The following is an 18556-nucleotide window of genomic DNA, read 5'->3' as shown; positions in this document are numbered from 1 at the left end:
CCTGGACTGGCCTCATCGCCGGCAAGCCAGCTCCCACAGGGACTGCACAGGGCTTGAGGCCTATGCGGTCGAGGTGGGAGCCCATCGCGACACAAAGGCCGCTCCCACAAAGGTCTTGTGATGCCTGGGCTGGCCTCATCGCCGGCAAGCCAGCTCCCACAGGTACTGCACAGGGCTTGAGGCCTATGCGGTCGAGGTGGGAGCCCATCGCGACACAAGGCAAGGCAGCTCTCACAAAAGTCTTGTTTTGCCTGGGCTGGCCTCATCGCCGGCAAGCCAGCTCCCACAGGTACTGCACAGGGCTTGAGGCCTATGCGGTCGAGGTGGGAGCCCATCGCGACACAAGGCCGCTCCAACAAAGGTCTGTATTGCCTGGACTGGCCTCATCGCCGGCAAGCCAGCTCCCACAGGGACTGCACAGGGCTTGAGGCCTATGCGGTCGAGGTGGGAGCTGGCTTGCCGGCGAAAGGAGGGCGAAGCCCTCCCCTGCGATCTTCAGCCCTTCTTCACCCTGAACCACGCCGCATACAACGCCGGCAGGAACAATAGGGTCAGCACCGTGGCCACGATCAACCCGCCCATGATCGCCACCGCCATCGGCCCGTAGAACACACTACGCGACAACGGGATCATCGCCAGCACCGCCGCCAGCGCAGTCAGCACGATCGGCCGGAAGCGCCGCACCGTGGCCTCGATGATCGCCTGCCAACGCTCCATCCCCGCCGCGATATCCTGCTCGATCTGGTCCACCAGGATCACCGAGTTGCGCATGATCATCCCCGCCAGGGCAATGGTGCCGAGCATCGCGACGAAGCCGAACGGCTGGCGGAACACCAGCAGGAACAGCGTCACGCCAATCAGCCCCAGCGGCGCGGTGAGGAACACCATCACCGTGCGCGAGAAGCTGCGCAGCTGGATCATCAGCAAGCTCAGCACCACCACGATGAACAGCGGCATGCCGGCATTCACCGACTTCTGCCCACGCTCGGAGTCTTCCACCGTGCCGCCCACCTCCAGCAGGTAGCCATCGGGCAGCTTGGCGCGGATTTCCTGCAGGGTCGGCAGAATCTGCTTCACCAGCGTCGCCGGCTGCTCCTTGTCGTAGATATCGGCACGCACGGTCACCGTCGGCAAGCGGTTGCGGTGCCAGATGATGCCCTCCTCAAAGCCATACTCCAGGGTCGCCACCTGCGACAGCGCCACGCTCTGGCCGTTGTCGGTCGGCAGCGCCAGGCTGCCGAGGTTGCCCAGCTCGCTGCGCTCCTGCTGGGTGCCGCGCAGCAGGATCTCGATCAGCTCGTTGTCCTCGCGGTACTGGCTGACCGTAGTGCCGGTCAGCGAGCTTTGCAGGAAGCTGGACAGGTGCGCGGTGCTCACCCCCAAGGCACGGGCACGGTCCTGGTCGATCTCCAGGAACACCGCCTTGCTCGGCTCCTCCCAGTCCAGATGCACGTTCACCACATGCGGGTTCTCGCGCACCTTGGCGGCCACCTCACGGGCCAGCGCTCGGGCCTTCTCGATGTGCTCGCCAGTGACCCGGAACTGCACCGGATAACCCACCGGCGGGCCGTTTTCCAGGCGGGTGACCCGCGCGCGCAAGTCGGGGAACTGCTGGTCCACGGTGCTGATCAGCCAGCTGCGCAAGCGTTCGCGGTCCTCCATCGACTTGGCCAGGACCACGAACTGGGCGAAGCTGGCCGCTGGCAGTTGCTGGTCCAGCGGCAGGTAGAAGCGCGGCGAACCGGTGCCCACATAGGCCACATAGTTGTCGATGCCATCCTGCTGCTTGAGCAGTGCCTCCAGTTGCTTGACTCGCTCGGCGGTATTGGCCAGCGATGCGCCTTCGGCGAGCTTCAGGTCGACCATCAGTTCCGGGCGCCCGGAGGCCGGGAAGAACTGCTGGGGCACGAAGCGGAACAGCAGGATGCTGCCGACAAAGGCGGCAATGGTCAGCAGGATCACCGTCTTGCGCCGCCGCACGCACCACTCCACCACCCGCCGTACACGCTGGTAGAACGGCGTGGCGTATGGGTCTGGCGCGTGGCCGTCCTTGCCATGGCGCGCGGCATGCAGCTTGGCCAGGTCCGGCAGCAGGCGCTCGCCCAGGTAAGGTACGAACACTACGGCGGCCACCCACGAAGTCAGCAGGGCAATGGTCACTACCTGGAAGATCGAGCGGGTGTATTCGCCGGTGCTGGAGGCCGCCGTGGCGATGGGCAAGAAGCCCGCTGCGGTGATCAGGGTGCCCGTGAGCATCGGGAAGGCGGTGCTGGTCCAGGCATAGCTGGCCGCCTTGAGGCGGTCGTAGCCCTGCTCCATCTTGATCGCCATCATCTCCACGGCAATGATCGCGTCGTCCACCAGCAGGCCCAGGGCCAGTACCAGCGCGCCAAGCGAGATCTTGTGCAGGCCGATGCCGAAGTAGTGCATGGCGGCGAAGGTCATGGCCAGCACCAGGGGAATGGCCAGCGCCACCACCAGGCCCGTGCGCAGGCCCAGGGAGAAGAAGCTGACCAACAGCACGATCACCAGCGCCTCGACCAGCACCTGGACGAACTCGCCAACCCCCGCCTTGACCGCCGCCGGCTGGTCAGAGACCTTGCGCAGCTCCATACCGGCCGGCAGGCTGCGCGCCAGGCGTTCGAACTCGCCTTCCAGGGCCTTGCCCAGCACCAGGATGTCGCCGCCGTCCTTCATCGACACGGCCAGGCCAATGGCATCCTCGCCCATGAAGCGCATGCGCGGTGCGGGTGGGTCATTGAAGCCACGGTGCACCTCGGCGACGTCGCCGATACGGAAGGTGCGATCACCTACGCGAATGGGGAACTGGCGAATCTGCTCGACGCTGTCGAAGCGCCCGCTCACCCGCAGTTGCAGGCGCTCGCTGGGCGTCTCGAAGAAGCCTGCGGTGCTGACCGCGTTCTGTTCCTGCAGGGCCTTCTGCACAGCCTCCAGTGGCACCCCGAGGGTGGCCAGCTTGAGGTTGGACAGCTCGATCCAGATTTTTTCATCCTGCAGGCCGATCAGCTCGACCTTGCCCACGTCCTTGACCCGCTGCAGCTGGATCTGGATGCGGTCGGCGTAGTCCTTGAGCACTGCGTAGTCGAAGCCTTCGCCGGTCAACGCATAGATATTGCCGAAGGTGGTGCCGAATTCGTCGTTGAAGAACGGGCCCTGGATCTCCGGTGGCAGGGTGTGGCGGATGTCCGCGACCTTCTTGCGGATCTGGTACCACAGCTCAGGGATGTCCTTGGAATGCAACGAGTCGCGCGCCATGAAGGTGACCTGTGACTCGCCCGGGCGAGAGAACGAGACGATCCGCTCGTACTCGCCGGTTTCCATCAGCTTCTTCTCGATGCGCTCGGTGACCTGGCGCGACACTTCCTCGGCCGTGGCACCAGGCCACAAGGTGCGGATGACCATGGCCTTGAAGGTGAACGGCGGGTCCTCGCTCTGGCCGAGCTTGGTATAGGACATGGCGCCAATGGCAGCCAGCAGTATCATCAGGAACAGGACGATCTGGCGGTTGCGCAGCGCCCAGGCAGAAAGGTTGAAACCCATCGGGACTTACTCCTTGGCCGTCAGGTTCACTACGCGGTTGCTGCGGTCGACCGGGCGTACCTGCTGGCCCTCGCGCAATACATGACCACCGGCGGCAACCACCCAGTCATCCGGGGCCAAGCCTTCGAGCACCGGCACGCTGTCGCTGCCATACGCCCCCAGGCGCACCACGGCCCGCTCCAGGCGGCTGTCCTTGTTGACCCGCCAGACGTAGGCCTGGCCGTTTTCCGCAGTGACCGCCGACAGCGGCACCGCCAGCGGGATCATCCCCTCATGGGCGATGAACACCCGGGCGCTCTGGCCCAGTTCGGCGGGGGCGGTGGCCGAAGTGAAGGCGATGCGCGCCGCGAAGGTGCGCGAGCGCGGGTCGGCAGCCGGTGACAGTTCGCGAATACGCCCCTGGAAGCGCTCCTGCGGATGCGACCACAGCTCCACGCTCACCGGCTGGCCTACAGCAAAGCGGGCGAACTGCTGTTCCGGAAGGCCGATGGCCACTTCCCGCTCGCCATCGGCGGCCAGGGTGAACACGGTCTGCCCGGCAGCGACCACCTGGCCCACTTCAACCTGGCGCTTGGCGATCACCCCGGCCTGCGGCGCGCGCAGCACGGCATATTCAGCCTGGTTGCCGGCCACGTCGAACTCGGCCTTGGCCTGCTTCAGGCGGGCCAGGCCGGCGCGGTAGAGGTTCTCGGCATTGTCGTACTGGGAATGGCTGACCATCTGCCGGTCCAGCAGCTTCTGGTAGCGGTCGCGCTCGGCGCGCACCAGCGACAGGTTGGCCTCGGCAGCCGCCAGCTGGGCGCGGTTGGCTTCCAGTTGCAGGCGCACGTCCTGTGGGTCCAGTTCGGCCAGCGGCTGGTCGGCCTTGACCCGCTGCCCCTCTTCGACCAGGCGCTTGCTGACCTTGCCACCGATGCGGAAGGCCAGCTCCGGCTCGAAGCGCGCGCGCACTTCGCCGGGGTAACTGTCGGCAGCGGCTTCGGCCGGCTGCGGCTGCACCACCAATGCCGGGCGCGGCGCGGCAGGTGGGGCAGCTTCCTGGCCGCACGCTGCAAGAAGCAGGGCAGCGGCTGCGGGCAGAACGATGGACAAGGCATGGCGCAACATGATGAATCCTTTCCCGAGGGGCACTTCGAATATTTATACTGGCAAGTATATTAAATCAGGGAACCGGTGCCGGGAAGGGTATGTGTGTGGGTTTTTGCAGGGTATGGCTTGGGCCTTTTGGCGCCTTGGTGGGGGTGCCAAGCAGTCCTGGGAAACCGTAGTCCAGCTGTGGAAGCGGCCTTGTGTCGCGATGGGCCGCAAAGCGGCCCCGGCGGTATCTGCGGCGAAGCTGAAATCGTGGGGCCGCTGCGCGCCCCATCGCGACACAAGGCCGCTCCCACCTCGACCGCATCAGCCTCAAGCCCTGTGCACTACCTGTGTGGCTTGCTGGCGATGAGGCCAGTCCAGGCAATACAAGACAGTTGCTGCTACAACGACCGCGCTAGCCCGCCTGGCCGGCTTGGCGGCTGAGGTCTCGGTAACCGGCCGCTGGGTGACTGGCTGGCAGCCGTGCCCCGTCGCTGAACAGCTTCTCGCGCAGGGTGCCAGGCCGATATTCGGTTTTGTAGACACCACGATGCTGCAATTCCGGCACCAGCAACTCGACCACACGATTCATGCCAAGAAATAATCGTTATAAATTAGCAAGTTATATTTACTTATCGACACCGCGGATGCCTGCAGGAGGACATCACTGTCGATCAACTGTCCGCTGGCAGACAGCAGGTAATGCAGGCAGGCTTTAGCCGGATGGCGCCTGACCCGCTAAGATGGGCGACTCTTCAACCAGATGCAGACCACAATGTCCAACGACGCACCCATCGGCCCAGGCCGGCCCAAGGACCTGGCCAAGCGCGAGGCGATTCTTGAAGCGGCCAAGGCGCTGTTCTTAAGCCTTGGTTACGCCAACACCAGCATGGATGCGGTCGCTGCGGCGGCAGGTGTTTCAAAGCTCACCGTGTACAGCCACTTTACCGACAAGCAGACCCTGTTTGGCTCGGCGGTCATGGCCACGTGTCAGGTGCAACTGCCCGACTTGCTGTTCGAGTACCCCGAGGGGGTGCCGGTGGAGGAGGTGCTGCTGACCATTGCCCGTGGCTTCCAGGCGCTGATCAGCAGTGATGAGGCGGTCAAGCTCAGCCGCCTGATCATGGCCCAAGGCAGCCTCGACCCACGTTTTGGCGAATACTTCTACGAAGCCGGGCCCAAACGCGTGCTGGCGGGGATGGAAGCGCTGCTGCGCGGGGCGAATGAGCGTGGGCTGCTGCGGATCGACAACCCGTTGCGGGCGGCGGAACACTTCTTCTGCCTGGTCAAGGGTGCGCCTGATTATCGGTTGCTGCTGGGCTGTGCCGGGCCACTGGAAGGCGAAGAAGCCGAGGCGCATGTGCGCGAGGTGGTGGGCGTGTTCTTGCGGGCGTACCAACCCTGACGCAGATACGAACCTTTGCGGGAGCAACAGTCTTGTATTGTCTGGACTGGCCTCATCGCCGGCAAGCCGGCTCCCACAGGTACTGCACAGGGCTTGAGGCCTATGCGGTCGAGGTGGGAGAGCGTCCGCCAATCAGGTGCCCCGCAACCGGCACACCTACCTGACATTTTTGCCAGTATTCAACCAGGCACCTTCCTGACAGGCTCTCATGTACTACTTATACATGAGAGCAACCACCATGCCATCGCAAGCACTCAAGCTCTTTTACAAGGGCAACAAGCTTTCGGTATTGCATACCAGCGATATTCACCACACAGTGGTCAGCGTCAGCAACCAGAACCTGTGCGAAGCGACCAGCCATACTGCGCAAAGACGATTGCTGGCCACCGATGCGCAAGATTCAACAGTCCTCATCGGCTCACAAAATCAGGCTAGCATTATTTACGATCCTTACGGCAAGGACAGTTGCCAGCCTGCCAACCCACTGTTATCTCGATTTACCGGCCAGTGCTGGTTACCCGATGCCATCGGTTATTTACTAGGCAATGGTCACCGCCTGTTCAATCCAGGATTAAAACGCTTCCACAGCGCAGACAGCTTGTCGCCATTTGGAAAAGGGGGACTTAATGCCTACGCCTACTGCAACAATGATCCGATTAATAGCTCGGACCCCAGTGGCCGATATACCTCGTTTCTGAAGTGGCGAAAGGTGGATACTCTTATGCGAAACTTTCACCCAAACTATCTAATCCTGACTCCACCTTTTCCGTTAATGAACACTGGGCGCTCAAAAAGTCGATAAGAAAACGACTATCAGGTGCAAGATCGATGCTGAGCAGCGCGACCAGGTCGAAGAATACAGAAAAGAACAAGTACGCACAGGAACTTATCACAACACTCAATGAACAGCAGACTCTACTCGACATGTACAACCCCCCTTCCTCGGCAGAAGGGCGATATACGCGGAACCCGGTGAAAGTCAGTCAGTATTTGGTACCAGAAACCGAACCCCTGCCTCCAACGCCAACTTCAAGCCAGACGCCAAGTCGGCGTTCAAGCTCAAGCTCAAGCTCAAGCTTAAATTCAAGATCAAGTCGCTACGAATACAAATTATTTTGGGCCTCGTGGATGAAAGGCCAGGCTAGAATTGCAGATGCAGTAGAGCGAAAAGCCAAAGGCATTCGAATTTATTCAATTCCTTACAGCGACTTCCTCGAGTAAATATCATATCGGCCCGACTTGCCCTCAAGGCTATGGCTCGGCTTCGGCCCCTCGATGATCGGCGCCTTGCGCGGTCGTTTCACCACCAGTCGGCGGCTGGCCAGCGCCAGGGCGGATTCGAGCAGGGCCGGGGTATCCAGGTCATCACCGACCAAAGGCCGGGTGACGAAGCGGTCAAGCTCAGCCGCCTGATCATGGCCCAGGGCAGCCTGGACCCGAGCTTTGGCGAGTACCTCTACGAAGCCGGGCCCAAGCGCGTGCTGGCCGGGATGGAGGCGCTGCTACGCGGCGCGCATGAGCGTGGCTTGCTGCGCATCGACAACCCGCTGCGGGCGGCGGAGCACTTCTTCTGCCTGGTCAAGGGGGCGCCGGATTACCGCTTGCTGCTGGGCTGCGCGGGGCCGCTGGAAGGTGACGAGGCCGAGGCGCATGTGCGCGAGGTGGTGGGGGTGTTCTTGCGGGCGTTCGAGCCTTGACGGCATGGCTAGTTACAGGCCCGGAGCACTTGATTCCAATCTCTACCTTTCGCACCAACCAGCGAAAGGTAGAAAATCAGCCTAGCGTCTCAATTCTCAACCCACTTGCGAATATTATTTTGCAATCTTCCAATTTCTGCCAAGTTTTCGGCTGTGCCAAGCCCTGCTTCTTGGATCTGGATGAGTACTTCCAGTAAGTCCGTATCCCTTGCAATCGCACGCTCTCTATTGAAGTTTTCCTGCGCCCTTCTTCGCTCCATCAGCGTTGTTTTTGGCCTTGGCGTGGGGGCGCTGCCAACTAACGAGCCTTCTGGTCGTACTGAACTGCTTGCCTGCCGAGACGACTCGCGTGTAGCGCCGAATTGATTCAACAATTCCAACTGCTGATTAATATCCGAATCAGTAAGCTGCTTGAATGGATTGATGCCCTCCGCTGTCGGTGCAACTTTTTTGCTTATGCTATTGGTTCGGTTATCTCGAGTCGGATTTGTTTTGGCTACTGGCACGCCAATCTTCGCCTGCTTTGGCGCTTTGGATTTCTTGCCAAATATTCCTCTGAAGAGCTTCCCAATCCCCCAGAAATGCCCGGTCGGGTCAGTACGGTTGGTGGGATCTCCCGCACAATACGCATACGCATTAAAACCACCTGCCCCAAATGGGCTCCAACTGTCCGGGCTGCAAAAGCGCATCATGACCGGGCTGAACTGCCGGTAGCCATTCCCCAGATGATAACGCCCCGTGATCGCGTCCGGCCGCTCACCATTGAAGGCAAGCAACGACGGCAAACCGCTGCCCTGAATATGATGCCCATAGGGCGAGTAAGCCTGTGCCTCCTGACGTTTCCTCTCATAAATGGACAAGACCGAGCGCTGCTGGTCGCATGCCGCCAGCATGCTGGGCAAGCCCGAGGATCGGTGATTTTGCTGAGCCAGCACCAGGCCATTAGCCTGAAGGAAACGCCAGCGGGCATCGCCATTCAACTCAGTAACAATCTTGCCGTTACAGTAAAAAAGCTGGCGGCCATCTTGCCGGACATAGGGAGCAGGCGGCATGAACATTACCCTCAATCAAGTTCGAATGTTCGCTATGGTCGCGCCCCTAGCTAACCAATGACTACTGGCAGAAATAACAGGCCATTGTAGGAGCGGGTTTACCCGCGAAGAAGGCAACGCGGTGAATGGCACCGGCGTTGCCGGTGTTCGCGGCTAAAGCCGCTCCTACAATGACCGTGTTAGCCGGACCGGTTGGGGCAGGTCAGGGCTTCAGGGCCTTTTTCGGGTAGATGTCATACCGGCTCGACTTACCCTCCAGGCTATGGCTCGGCTTCGGCCCGTCGATGATCGGCGCCTTGCGCGGCCGCTTCACCACCACCCGGTGGCTGGCCAGCGCCAGGGCAGCTTCGAGCAGGGCCGGGGCATCCAGGTCGTCACCGACCAAGGGCCGGAACACGCGCATCTCCTTCTTCACCAAAGCACTCTTGTCGCGATGCGGGAACATCGGGTCGAGGTAGATCACCTGCGGTGCCTCGCCTTCCCAGGCGCGCATGCGCTCGATGGCGTTGCCGGTCAGCAGGCGCATGCGCCCGACGATCGGCCCCACCTCTTCATCCAGCCGGGCACGCGCCAGGCCATCCTCCAGCAACGCGGCAATCAGCGGCTGGCGTTCGATCAGGGTCATCTGGCAACCCAGGCTGGCCAGCACGAACGCGTCCTTGCCCAGCCCTGCCGTGGCATCCAGCACCTGCGGCCGCACGCCCTGGGCGATGCCCACCGCCTTGGCGATCATCTGCCCGTTGCCACCACCAAACTGGCGCCGGTGCGCGGCCTGGCCTTCGACGAAGTCCACCCGTACCGGCCCCGGTGCCTGCGGGCCCAATTGCTGGATCTGCAGGCCATTTGCGCCCACCTGCACGGCGAACCCGGCGGCCTCGTCCTGCAGCGGCAACTCGAGGCGCTCGGCCCATGCGGCAGCTTGCGCTTCGAAATCAGCCGACAACGCCTCGACCCGGATACCTGTGCCCTGCTCTTCCATCATTCACACCTAGAAATTGAACTCAGCCATTAAGGTATCGGCGGTTACGGCCGATACAGGCAATATCCCGCTATTCTGCCAGAGCACAACGCGCGCGACTGCCATGTCAGATACTCTTCCCATCGGCTTGACCTATTTGTCGCCTGTCGGCAACTACAGTCAGCACAACACCCAGGCACTCGGGGGCGTCAGCCACCTGTGGCAGGATTTCTTCGCCCGGGCCATGGCCGAGCAGCAGGAAGAGCCGGTAGACAGCGTCAGCCAGTCGTTCGTGCAGTACGACCAGGACAGCGGCGAACCGATCGGCGGCGCCCGTGCGCTGGCCATGATCGACGCCCAACGCGCCTGCCCGGTACACGACACCATCGTGGCCCCGCCCGAGCCGCTGTTCCTGCCCAAGGCCGAGCTTGAAGCCAAGCTGCTGCCGCCCGCCCCCGAGCCGTTCAGCGCCATCGAATTGATCGAGCAGCAGCGCCAGCTCGACATCAACAACAGTTGGCTGCGCCCAGTGGTAATGAGCCAAGGCCAGCCCATTGCCGAACCTGGCCCAGGCCCTGCCCCGCGCCCGCTGTTCCTGCCCATTGCCGAGTTCGAGACCAACCTGCTGGACCCGGCCGCCGAACCGTTCGACGACGCCACCCTGGCCAAGCAGCAGAACGACCTGGAGTTCGACATTCACTGGGCACGCCCGGTGGTGCTGAACAACGTGCGCGCTTACGCCTGAAGCTAACGGCAGACCTGCCAACGGCCCATGTCCACATGAAAGTGGTTGTGGTGCGCGGCGTTGTAGTCCGGGCCTAGTACGGTGCTGAAGCTTTCGCAGGCCGCCTGCTGCACCTGGCGCAGGAATTCTGCCTTCACCCCGCCCGCCTGCCAGTCACGCGCCAGCACGATGCGCTGGCCGTCCCGCAGGCGAAAACCGCTGATGTCCAGGGCATTGGCGGTGGCATGCTGGCTAAGGCGGCCTTGCTTGCGGTTGTAGACGTTGCGGCAGGCATAACTGCCCAGGTGATCCACCTGCGTCAGCGGCTGGCCGAACACCCGTTGCGCCACTGGCTGCAGGCCATGGTACTCGAACAGCGCGTAGGCCACCGCCAGCGGGCAACTGGCCAGGAAGCTGCTGCTGAGCCGCGCCTGGCCGCCTTCGATGCGCCAAACATTTTGCAGCGGGCAGTTGGCCGAGGCCGGGCTGTCGGCTTGTGCCCGATAGCGCAACTGGCTGGTTTCCAGCGCCTGACGGCACAGCGCCGGGTCATCGCGCAGCCGGGACAGCTTGTAAGACGTCAGCAGGTTGGGCGGCTGGCGCACGTCCAGCGGCGCCCAAGGGTTCCACGCCGCGGGCAAGCGCCAAGCGAAGTGCCAGGCCAGGCCGGCCAGTACCAGCAGGCTGGCCAGCAGCACCAGCACTACCCGCATCAGCGGCGGAACAGGTCGTTGAGCTGGGCGAACGGCAGTGCCTGGTCAGCGTAGCCGAACGTACCCTGGTCGCGAATCTCCAGCGCAGCCTGGTGGAAGGCACCGAGTGCAGCACGGGCCAGCGACGAGCCAACGCTGATGCGGCGCACGCCCAGGTCTTGCAGCTGGTTGACGCTCAGCGGCACGCCCGCCATGCCCATCAGCACATTCACCGGGCGCGGTGCGACTGCCTGCACCACCGCGCGGATTTCCTCGGCGGTACGTAGCCCTGGGGCGTACAGCACATCGGCACCGGCCTCGGCATAGGCCTGCAGGCGCAGGATGGTGTCATCCAGGTCCATGCGCCCGTGCAGCAGGTTTTCTGCCCGGGCGCACAGGGTGAACGGAAATGGCAGGCTGCGGGCGGCCTGTACGGCGGCGCGCACGCGCTCCACGGCCAGCCCGAAGTCATGGATGGGCGCATCGCTACGGCCACTGGCATCCTCGATGGAGCCACCCACCAGGCCGACTTCGGCAGCGCGCAGAATGGTCTGGGCGCAGTCTTCGGGCAGGTCGCCAAAGCCGTTCTCCAGGTCGGCAGCCACCGGCAACGGCGTGGCATCGACGATCTCGCCGGCATTATCTAGAGTATCGTCCAGGCTCAAGGCGCCTTCGGCGTCCGGGCGGCCCAGGCTGAAGGCCAGGCCGGCACTGGTAGTGGCCAGCGCCTCGAAGCCCAGGCTGGCCAGCAGCTTGGCGGAACCGGCATCCCACGGGTTGGGGATGACGAAGGCGCTGTCACGCGCGTGCAGGGCCTTGAAGGCTTCGGCTCGCAGGGTTTGCACATCCATGGTTCAACCTCCGGCAGTCAGGGAAAGGTCAGAGTAGTCCCAGTTGTTCGACCTCAGGGGCGCGTGGCAATTCCGCCAACGCGGCAAGGCCTGGCAAGCGTTGCATCAGGCGCTGGTGAAAGCGTTGGGCCAGTGCCGCTGCCATGCGGTTATCCGAGGTGTGCAGGAAGATGTAGGGACTGCGACCTTCTTCGATCCAGCCGGCCACCTTGTCCACCCAAGGGGTGAGAAAGGTCTCGTTGGCTTCCAGCTGCGGATGGCCGATGAAACGCACCTGCGGGTGCTGGCTGAAGGCAGCCGGGCGAGGCGGCACCTTGGGCTTCTTCGATTGCGCGTGCAGCACGGCTGGCTCGCGTGAGGTGCAACTGAACAGCGCGCGCGGGTCGAGGCAGATACGCTCCACCCCGCGCTCGTGCAGCAGGCGGTTGAGCAGCCGCTCCTCCTCACCCTTGGCGAAGAAAGCCTGGTTGCGTACTTCCACCGCCACCGGCACGGCTATTTCATCGAGGAAGTGGCAAAGCTCGCCCAATCGCGCGGGACTGAACTGGGCCGGCAACTGCAGCCAGTATGGCGAGACCCGCTGGCCCAACGGGGCCATCAGGCGGGTGAAGTCGAAGGCCGGTTCGAGCTGATCACGCAGGTCACCCTCATGGCTGATGTCCCGGGGAAACTTGGCGGTGAAACGGAAGTGTTCGGGCATCACCTGCGCCCAGCGCGCTATGGTGCCGGGGGCGGGGCGTGCATAGAAGGTGGTGTTGCCCTCGACGGCGTTGAACACTTGGCTGTAGAAACCAAGCATTTCGTTGCTGTTGGCGTCCGCGGGATACAGGTAGTCGCGCCAGGCGTTTTCGCTCCAGGACGGGCAACCGAGAAAATAAGGCAGTGGTGATGGGCTCATCCACTAAATGTACAGGTCGAGCCCCAGTACTTCCATGTCCCAGTCGGTAAAACCGGCGGTGCTCAGGTAGCTGGCCAATGCAGTGGCGGTGCGGCGGTCACGCGCGCGGGGGAAGATCATGTCCTGCTGGCGGGCTGGCAGGCCACCACTGCGACGGCGGGCGCTGGCTTCCTGAGGGGCGACTTCGACCTCCTCGACCACTTCGGCATCGTCGATGGCATCGTCACGCACCGCTGCCTTGCGCGGTGTGCGCTTGATCGGGTAGGACTGCGATGAGAAACCGTCGATACGCATGGCATGAGCACTCAGGACCAATGATGGCAATTTAGCAGCATCAGAGTTCCGTCGCTAATGCTTGAGTGATAACTGGACCACAGATCGCACAAAAGGTTTTCGGGGATTGGCGATAACCGACGAACAGCCTTCAGCGCTTCTTCGGCGTAGCCACATTATCGCGCAGGTAGACCGGTTGCGCCTGCTCGGCAACGATTGCCTCGCCGCGGGCCCAGGCGAAGCTGGCCAGGCTGAGCACGTCCAAGGCGTTGGGCAAGGCGCCAGCATTGCTGGCCGCCACCTGCACTGCCAGGCGCTCGGCATAGCCCCAGCCGGTACCGGCACCGAACCACTCGCCAGTGCTGCCTGGCGGCAGTGCCACTTGTTCGGGCGGCAATACTGCCTCGCGACCGATCAGGCGCATTTCGCCCGCCGTGGCCTGGTAGCAGCCCCAGTACACTTCATCCATACGCGCATCGATGGCGGCCGCCACTTGCTGCACGCCGTGTTCACGCAGCGCGCCCTGGGCCAGTGCGGCCAGGTTCGATACCGGCAGCACCGGGCGCTCGAGGGCGAAGGCCAGGCCCTGAACCACGCCAATGGCAATGCGCACACCGGTGAAGGCGCCCGGCCCACGGCCAAAGGCGATGGCATCCAGCGCATTCAGCGCCACGCCAGATTCGGCCAGCAGCTGCTTGATCATCGGCAGCAGCTTCTGCGCATGCATGCGCGGGATCACCTCGTAATGGCTGGTTACCTTGCCGTCATGCAGCAGCGCGACGGAACAGGCTTCGGTGGCGGTATCCAGGGCCAGCAGGGTGGTCATCGAACGGGTATCCAGGTGCGAATGAAAAAGAGCGGCAGTATAGAGCAGCGGCGGCGTTGTGTCCCGAAGGGGCCGCTGTGCGGCCCATCGCCGCGGTTCGTCGCCACGACAAGCCAGCTCCCACAGGATCGCGCCGATTCTAAATACTGTGCAGTACTTGTGGGAGCAACTGTCTTGTATTGCCTGCACTGGCCTCATCGCCGGCAAGCCGGCTCCCACAGGTATTGCACAGGCTTTGAGGCCTATGCGGTCGAGGTGGGAGCTGGCTTGTCGTGGCGACGAACCGCGGCGATGGGCTGCACTAGCAGCCCCAAACGACAACGGCCCGCAAGCGGGCCGTTGTCGGGGTGCGTCAGGTGCTGGATCAGCTCAGGGCTGCCAGGACCTTGGCGGTGATGGCTTCGACCGAGCCGACACCTTCGATGTGGCTGTACTTCGGCTTGCCGGCATTGGCGGCCGACAGCTTCTGGTAGAAGTCCACCAGCGGCTTGGTCTGGCTGTGGTACACCGACAGGCGATGGCGAACGGTTTCTTCCTTGTCGTCGTCACGCTGGATCAGCTCTTCGCCAGTCTCGTCGTCCTTGCCTTCCACTTTCGGCGGGTTGTACTGAATGTGGTAGGTGCGGCCCGAGGCCAAGTGCACGCGGCGGCCAGCCATGCGGCCGACGATTTCTTCGTCGTCCACGGCGATTTCGACCACGGCGTCGATGTCGACACCGGCAGCGACCATGGCTTCGGCTTGCGGGATGGTGCGTGGGAAACCGTCGAACAGGCAGCCTTTGGCGCAATCAGGCTGGGCGATGCGCTCCTTGACCAGGCTGATGATCAACTCGTCGGAAACCAGCTGGCCGGCATCCATGACTTTCTTCAGTTCCAGGCCCAGCGGGGTGCCGGCCTTGACGGCGGCACGCAGCATGTCACCGGTGGAAATCTGGGGGATACCGAATTTTTCGGTGATGAACTTTGCCTGAGTACCTTTACCGGCCCCGGGAGCTCCCAGCAGAATTACGCGCATCTCGTGCTCCTCAAATTTTTTTATGAAATTCAATGGATTCGGCGACCAGGGCCAAGTCCGGAAAATCGGGTATGACCATAAATCGGTCAGAAGGCTGCTCAAGATACACAGCGCCCGGCAGCCAGACAAGCGTCCCAAAGTTGCAGGAATGCGCCACTTGCGGCTGACCGGGCAGGCGGTTGCGCCAGGCGCAACCACCCCCTTCGTCCTTGCGCCGGGCCCGCACGGCACTCATCCGGCATGGCCCGGGCATACCCTCAGCCAGTGTTGCGCAGGCCGGCGGCGATACCTGCCACAGTGACTAGCAAGGCCTGCTCCAACGGGCTGTCCAGAGCGGCTTCGCGGCTGCGCGAGCGGGCCAGCAATTCGGCCTGCAGGCGGTGCAGCGGGTCCAGGTAGGTGTTGCGCAGGCTGATGAATTCCAGCGTCTCCGGGCTGTGCGCCAGTAGCACCGGCTGCCCGGTCAGGCCCAATACCACCTGGCACGACTGCGACAATAGGTCGCGTAGCTGCGCACCTAATGGAAGCAAGTGCGGTTGCACCAGACGTTCGTCGTAGGCCTCGGCGATTTGCGCGTCGGCCTTGGCCAGTACCATTTCCAGCATGTCGATGCGGGTACGGAAGAACGGCCATTGCTCACGCATCTGCGCCAACAGTTCACCCTGGCCCCGTGCCAGGGCATTGCTCAGCGCCGTTTCCCAGCCCAGCCAGGCTGGCAGCATCAGCCGGGTCTGGGTCCAGCCGAAGATCCACGGGATGGCCCGCAGGCTTTCGATGCCACCGGCACGGCGCTTGGCCGGGCGGCTGCCCAGTGGCAGGCGCCCCAGTTCCTGTTCCGGCGTCGACTGACGGAAGTACTCGACGAAATCGGGGTTTTCCCGCACCACGCTGCGGTAAGCCTTGACGCCATCGGCGGCCAACTGGTCCATCACCTCGCGCCAGGCTGGCTGCGGGGGGGGCGGGGGCAACAAGGTAGCCTCGAGCACAGCGGCCAGGTACAGGTTGAGGTTTTGCTCGGCAATGCCCGGCAAGCCGAACTTGAAGCGGATCATCTCGCCTTGCTCAGTGGTACGGAAACGCCCCGCTACCGAGCCAGGTGGCTGCGACAGGATCGCCGCATGCGCCGGGCCACCGCCGCGGCCTACCGTGCCGCCACGGCCGTGGAACAGCAACAGTTCGACCTGGTGCTCGGCGCAGATCCGCACCAGGTTTTCCTGGGCCCGGTACTGCGCCCAGGCGGCGGCCGTGGTGCCAGCGTCCTTGGCCGAGTCGGAATAGCCGATCATCACTTCCTGCGGGCCGCGCAGGCCGGCACGGTAGCCCGGCAGGCCAAGCAGGCGCTGCATAACCGGGCCGGCGTTGTCGAGATCGGCCAGGGTTTCGAACAGCGGCACCACGCGCATCGGGCGGGTCAGGCCGGCTTCCTTGAGCAGCAATTGCACCGCCAGCACGTCCGAAGCCGCACCGGCCATGGAGATGACATAGGAGCCCAGCGAGGCGGCCGGTGCTGCAGCGACTTCCCGGCATGTGGCCAGTACTTCGGCGGTATCCGCCTGCGGCTTGAAGTGCGCTGGCAACAGCGGCCGACGGTTTTTCAACTCCGCCTGGAGGAACGCGATGCGCTGCTCTTCATCCCAGTCGGCATACCGCCCCAGGCCCAGGTAGTCGGTGATCTCGGTCAGTGCATCACGGTGACGGGCAGCGTCCTGGCGCACGTCCAGGCGGCCAAGGAACAGGCCGAAGGTGACTGCCCGGCGCAGGCAATCAAGCAGCGGGCCTTCGGCGATCACCCCCATGCCGCATTCGTGCAGCGACTGGTAGCACAGCTCCAGCGGCGCGATCAGGTCGCGGTTATCCACCAGCACCTCGGCACTGGCCGGTTGGCTGCTGGCCAAGGCCGAATGTGCCCAGGCACGCGTCGCGCGCAGGCGATCACGCAGTTGCTTGAGCACGGTGCGATAGGGTTCGGCACTGTCGCCGACCTGTTCACGCAAGGCGTCGCTGGCCTGCTGCATGGACAACTCGGCGGCCAGTGCATCGATGTCGCGCAGGAACAGGTCGGCGGCCATCCAGCGCGCCAGCAGCAGCACTTCACGGGTGACGGCAGCGGTCACGTTGGGGTTGCCGTCACGGTCACCACCCATCCACGAGGCGAAGCGGATCGGCGCGGCTTCCAGTGGCAGGCGCAGGCCGGTGGCCTCCAGCAGGGCCTTGTCGACCTTGCGCAGGTGGCTGGGGATGGCGTGCCACAGCGAGTGTTCGATCACCGCGAAGCCCCACTTGGCTTCGTCTACCGGCGTTGGCCGGGTGCGGCGGATTTCTTCGGTGTGCCAGGCTTCGGCGATCAGCCGGCGCAGGCGTTCGCGTACCTGCTGACGTTCAGTCGGGGTCAGGTCACGATGGTCCTGCGCAGCCAGTTGGCCGGCGATGGCATCGTATTTCTGGATCAGCGTGCGGCGGGCCACTTCGGTGGGGTGTGCGGTGAGCACCAGCTGGATATCGAGCTTGGCCAGTTGGCGGGCCAGGGCGTCGTTGCTGTGGCCGGCCTGCTTCAGGCGCGCCAGCAGCTCGGGCAGTACCCGCGCTTCGAAGGGCTCGGGCTGGTCGGCATCGCGGCGGCGAATCAACTGGTACTGCTCGGCCATGTTGGCCAGGTTGAGGAACTGGTTGAAAGCCCTGGCCACCGGCAGCAGGTCCTCTTCGGCGAGGTCCGCCAGGGTCGAGCTCAGTTGCTCGCCGGGGCCGCGGCGGTCGGCCTTGGCACTGTGTCGGATGTCTTCGATCTTCTGCAGAAACGCATCGCCATGCTGCTGGCGAATGGTTTCGCCCAGCAGCTCACCCAACACATGGACATCTTCACGCAAACGCACATCGATATCGGTCATTGGCCCTCTCTCCGTTGCATCCCTTTCAGGTTCCACGCGATCCCTGTGGGAGCGGGTTCACCCGCGAAGCATCCAACGCGGTGTCGGGCACCGGCTGCGCCGGTGTTCGCGGGTGAACCCGCTCCCACAAGGGGGCGCGCGATACATGCCCCAAGAGTGCCCACAGCCGGCCGACGATGGCAAGCCGTGATCGGCCAAAGCAAACTAAAGTGAAAGCACAGCACTCCCATGCAATGCAGCCATTCCAGGCGTCAACAGAGGTCGTCATGAAAATCCGTGAACTCGCCCAGCACTGGGAACAGAATGCCGCCGGCACCCTCAGCCGCACAGGTCATGTGTTGCACCTGGACCTGGAGTCCGAGGCGCGCCTGGCCGCGCTGATCGACATGTACCCCAAGCGCACCGCCGAGGAATTGCTCGGTGAACTGGTGGCCGCCGCCCTCGAAGAGCTGGAAGCCAGCTTCCCCTATGTGCAGGGCCGCCAGGTCATTGCCACCGACGAAGAAGGTGACCCGCTGTACGAGGACATTGGCCCTACGCCGCGCTTTCTGTCCCTCTCGCGCCAGCACCTGCACAGCCTGAGCAACAACAGCGACGATAGCCAAAACTAACCACCCCGCCCTGCCATTTCGGGCCTCGCCAAGG

At 63.4% G+C, this 18556-nt stretch carries 16 protein-coding genes and 3 pseudogenes; 5 read left to right on the top strand and 14 right to left on the bottom strand.

Going from position 1 to position 18556, the window contains the following annotated elements:
- Positions 1-495: 495 nt before the first annotated feature.
- The 3 genes and pseudogenes from TZ03_RS27615 to TZ03_RS31035 all read right to left on the bottom strand — a co-directional run.
- Entirely contained in the window at positions 496-3561 is a 3066-nt protein-coding gene (locus TZ03_RS27615) for an efflux RND transporter permease subunit (RefSeq protein WP_051101487.1), read from the bottom strand.
- Positions 3562-3567: 6 nt separating this feature from the next.
- Positions 3568-4668 carry an efflux RND transporter periplasmic adaptor subunit gene (locus TZ03_RS27610; protein ID WP_051101486.1) on the bottom strand — a complete coding sequence of 367 codons (1101 nt, stop codon included), beginning with the start codon at positions 4666-4668 and terminating at the stop codon, positions 3568-3570.
- Between the two features lie 382 nt (positions 4669-5050).
- Positions 5051-5218, bottom strand: a pseudogene (locus TZ03_RS31035) (5,10-methylene tetrahydromethanopterin reductase); the annotation flags it as partial.
- A gap of 180 nt (positions 5219-5398) precedes the next feature.
- Between TZ03_RS31035 and TZ03_RS27605 the strand changes: the two are divergent.
- Both TZ03_RS27605 and TZ03_RS29485 read left to right on the top strand, forming a co-directional pair.
- Positions 5399-6040, top strand: coding sequence for a TetR/AcrR family transcriptional regulator (locus TZ03_RS27605; RefSeq protein ID WP_051101485.1), 642 nt, complete (start codon positions 5399-5401; stop codon positions 6038-6040).
- A gap of 238 nt (positions 6041-6278) precedes the next feature.
- Entirely contained in the window at positions 6279-6842 is a 564-nt protein-coding gene (locus TZ03_RS29485) for an RHS repeat-associated core domain-containing protein (RefSeq protein WP_236692918.1), read from the top strand.
- A 397-nt stretch (positions 6843-7239) separates the two neighbouring features.
- Here the strand turns inward: TZ03_RS29485 and TZ03_RS29480 are convergent.
- Positions 7240-7422: pseudogene (locus TZ03_RS29480) on the bottom strand (class I SAM-dependent methyltransferase); the annotation flags it as partial.
- On the opposite strand from TZ03_RS29480, the pseudogene TZ03_RS27600 reads away from it, so the two are divergent.
- A pseudogene (locus tag TZ03_RS27600) lies at positions 7423-7737 on the top strand (TetR/AcrR family transcriptional regulator C-terminal domain-containing protein); the annotation flags it as partial.
- A gap of 89 nt (positions 7738-7826) precedes the next feature.
- On the opposite strand, the gene TZ03_RS28020 reads toward TZ03_RS27600, so the two are convergent.
- Positions 7827-8789, bottom strand: a complete 963-nt coding sequence (locus tag TZ03_RS28020; RefSeq protein ID WP_236692917.1) for an RHS repeat-associated core domain-containing protein — start codon at positions 8787-8789, stop codon at positions 7827-7829.
- Between the two features lie 202 nt (positions 8790-8991).
- Positions 8992-9768 carry a class I SAM-dependent methyltransferase gene (locus tag TZ03_RS27590; protein WP_051101484.1) on the bottom strand — a complete coding sequence of 259 codons (777 nt, stop codon included), beginning with the start codon at positions 9766-9768 and terminating at the stop codon, positions 8992-8994.
- Between the two features lie 103 nt (positions 9769-9871).
- Between TZ03_RS27590 and TZ03_RS27585 the strand changes: the two genes are divergently transcribed.
- Entirely contained in the window at positions 9872-10492 is a 621-nt protein-coding gene (locus TZ03_RS27585) for a hypothetical protein (RefSeq protein WP_051101483.1), read from the top strand.
- A 2-nt stretch (positions 10493-10494) separates the two neighbouring features.
- On the opposite strand, the gene TZ03_RS27580 is transcribed toward TZ03_RS27585, so the two are convergent.
- The 8 genes from TZ03_RS27580 to ppc all read right to left on the bottom strand — a co-directional run bounded on the left by TZ03_RS27580 (position 10495) and on the right by ppc (position 17911).
- Complete coding sequence (locus TZ03_RS27580) at positions 10495-11184, bottom strand: extensin family protein (protein ID WP_051101482.1); 690 nt, start codon at positions 11182-11184, stop codon at positions 10495-10497.
- On the bottom strand, positions 11184-12014 hold the full coding sequence (locus TZ03_RS27575; protein ID WP_051101481.1) for an isocitrate lyase/PEP mutase family protein: 831 nt from the start codon (positions 12012-12014) through the stop codon (positions 11184-11186). Before TZ03_RS27575 ends, TZ03_RS27580 begins: the two co-directional genes overlap by 1 nt.
- Positions 12015-12042: 28 nt before the next feature.
- Complete coding sequence (locus tag TZ03_RS27570) at positions 12043-12912, bottom strand: DUF72 domain-containing protein (protein ID WP_051101480.1); 870 nt, start codon at positions 12910-12912, stop codon at positions 12043-12045.
- A gap of 3 nt (positions 12913-12915) precedes the next feature.
- Entirely contained in the window at positions 12916-13206 is a 291-nt protein-coding gene (locus TZ03_RS27565) for a hypothetical protein (protein ID WP_051101479.1), read from the bottom strand.
- A 130-nt stretch (positions 13207-13336) separates the two neighbouring features.
- Positions 13337-14011, bottom strand: a complete 675-nt coding sequence (gene tsaB, locus TZ03_RS27560) for a tRNA (adenosine(37)-N6)-threonylcarbamoyltransferase complex dimerization subunit type 1 TsaB (protein WP_051101478.1) — start codon at positions 14009-14011, stop codon at positions 13337-13339.
- 364 nt (positions 14012-14375) lie between these two features.
- Complete coding sequence (adk, locus tag TZ03_RS27555; RefSeq protein WP_051101477.1) at positions 14376-15026, bottom strand: adenylate kinase; 651 nt, start codon at positions 15024-15026, stop codon at positions 14376-14378.
- A gap of 10 nt (positions 15027-15036) precedes the next feature.
- Entirely contained in the window at positions 15037-15261 is a 225-nt protein-coding gene (locus tag TZ03_RS31030) for a hypothetical protein (RefSeq protein ID WP_152645563.1), read from the bottom strand.
- Between the two features lie 22 nt (positions 15262-15283).
- Positions 15284-17911, bottom strand: a complete 2628-nt coding sequence (gene ppc / locus TZ03_RS27550) for a phosphoenolpyruvate carboxylase (protein ID WP_051101476.1) — start codon at positions 17909-17911, stop codon at positions 15284-15286.
- A gap of 266 nt (positions 17912-18177) precedes the next feature.
- Between ppc and TZ03_RS27545 the strand changes: the two genes are divergently transcribed.
- Entirely contained in the window at positions 18178-18522 is a 345-nt protein-coding gene (locus TZ03_RS27545; RefSeq protein WP_051101475.1) for a pilin assembly protein, read from the top strand.
- Positions 18523-18556: the final 34 nt, after the last annotated feature.

This window comes from Pseudomonas sp. 10-1B (assembly GCF_000935045.1).
GTDB lineage: Bacteria > Pseudomonadota > Gammaproteobacteria > Pseudomonadales > Pseudomonadaceae > Aquipseudomonas.
The sequence above is the reverse complement of the archived record's forward strand: the minus strand, read 5'-3'. Positions and strand labels throughout refer to the sequence as shown.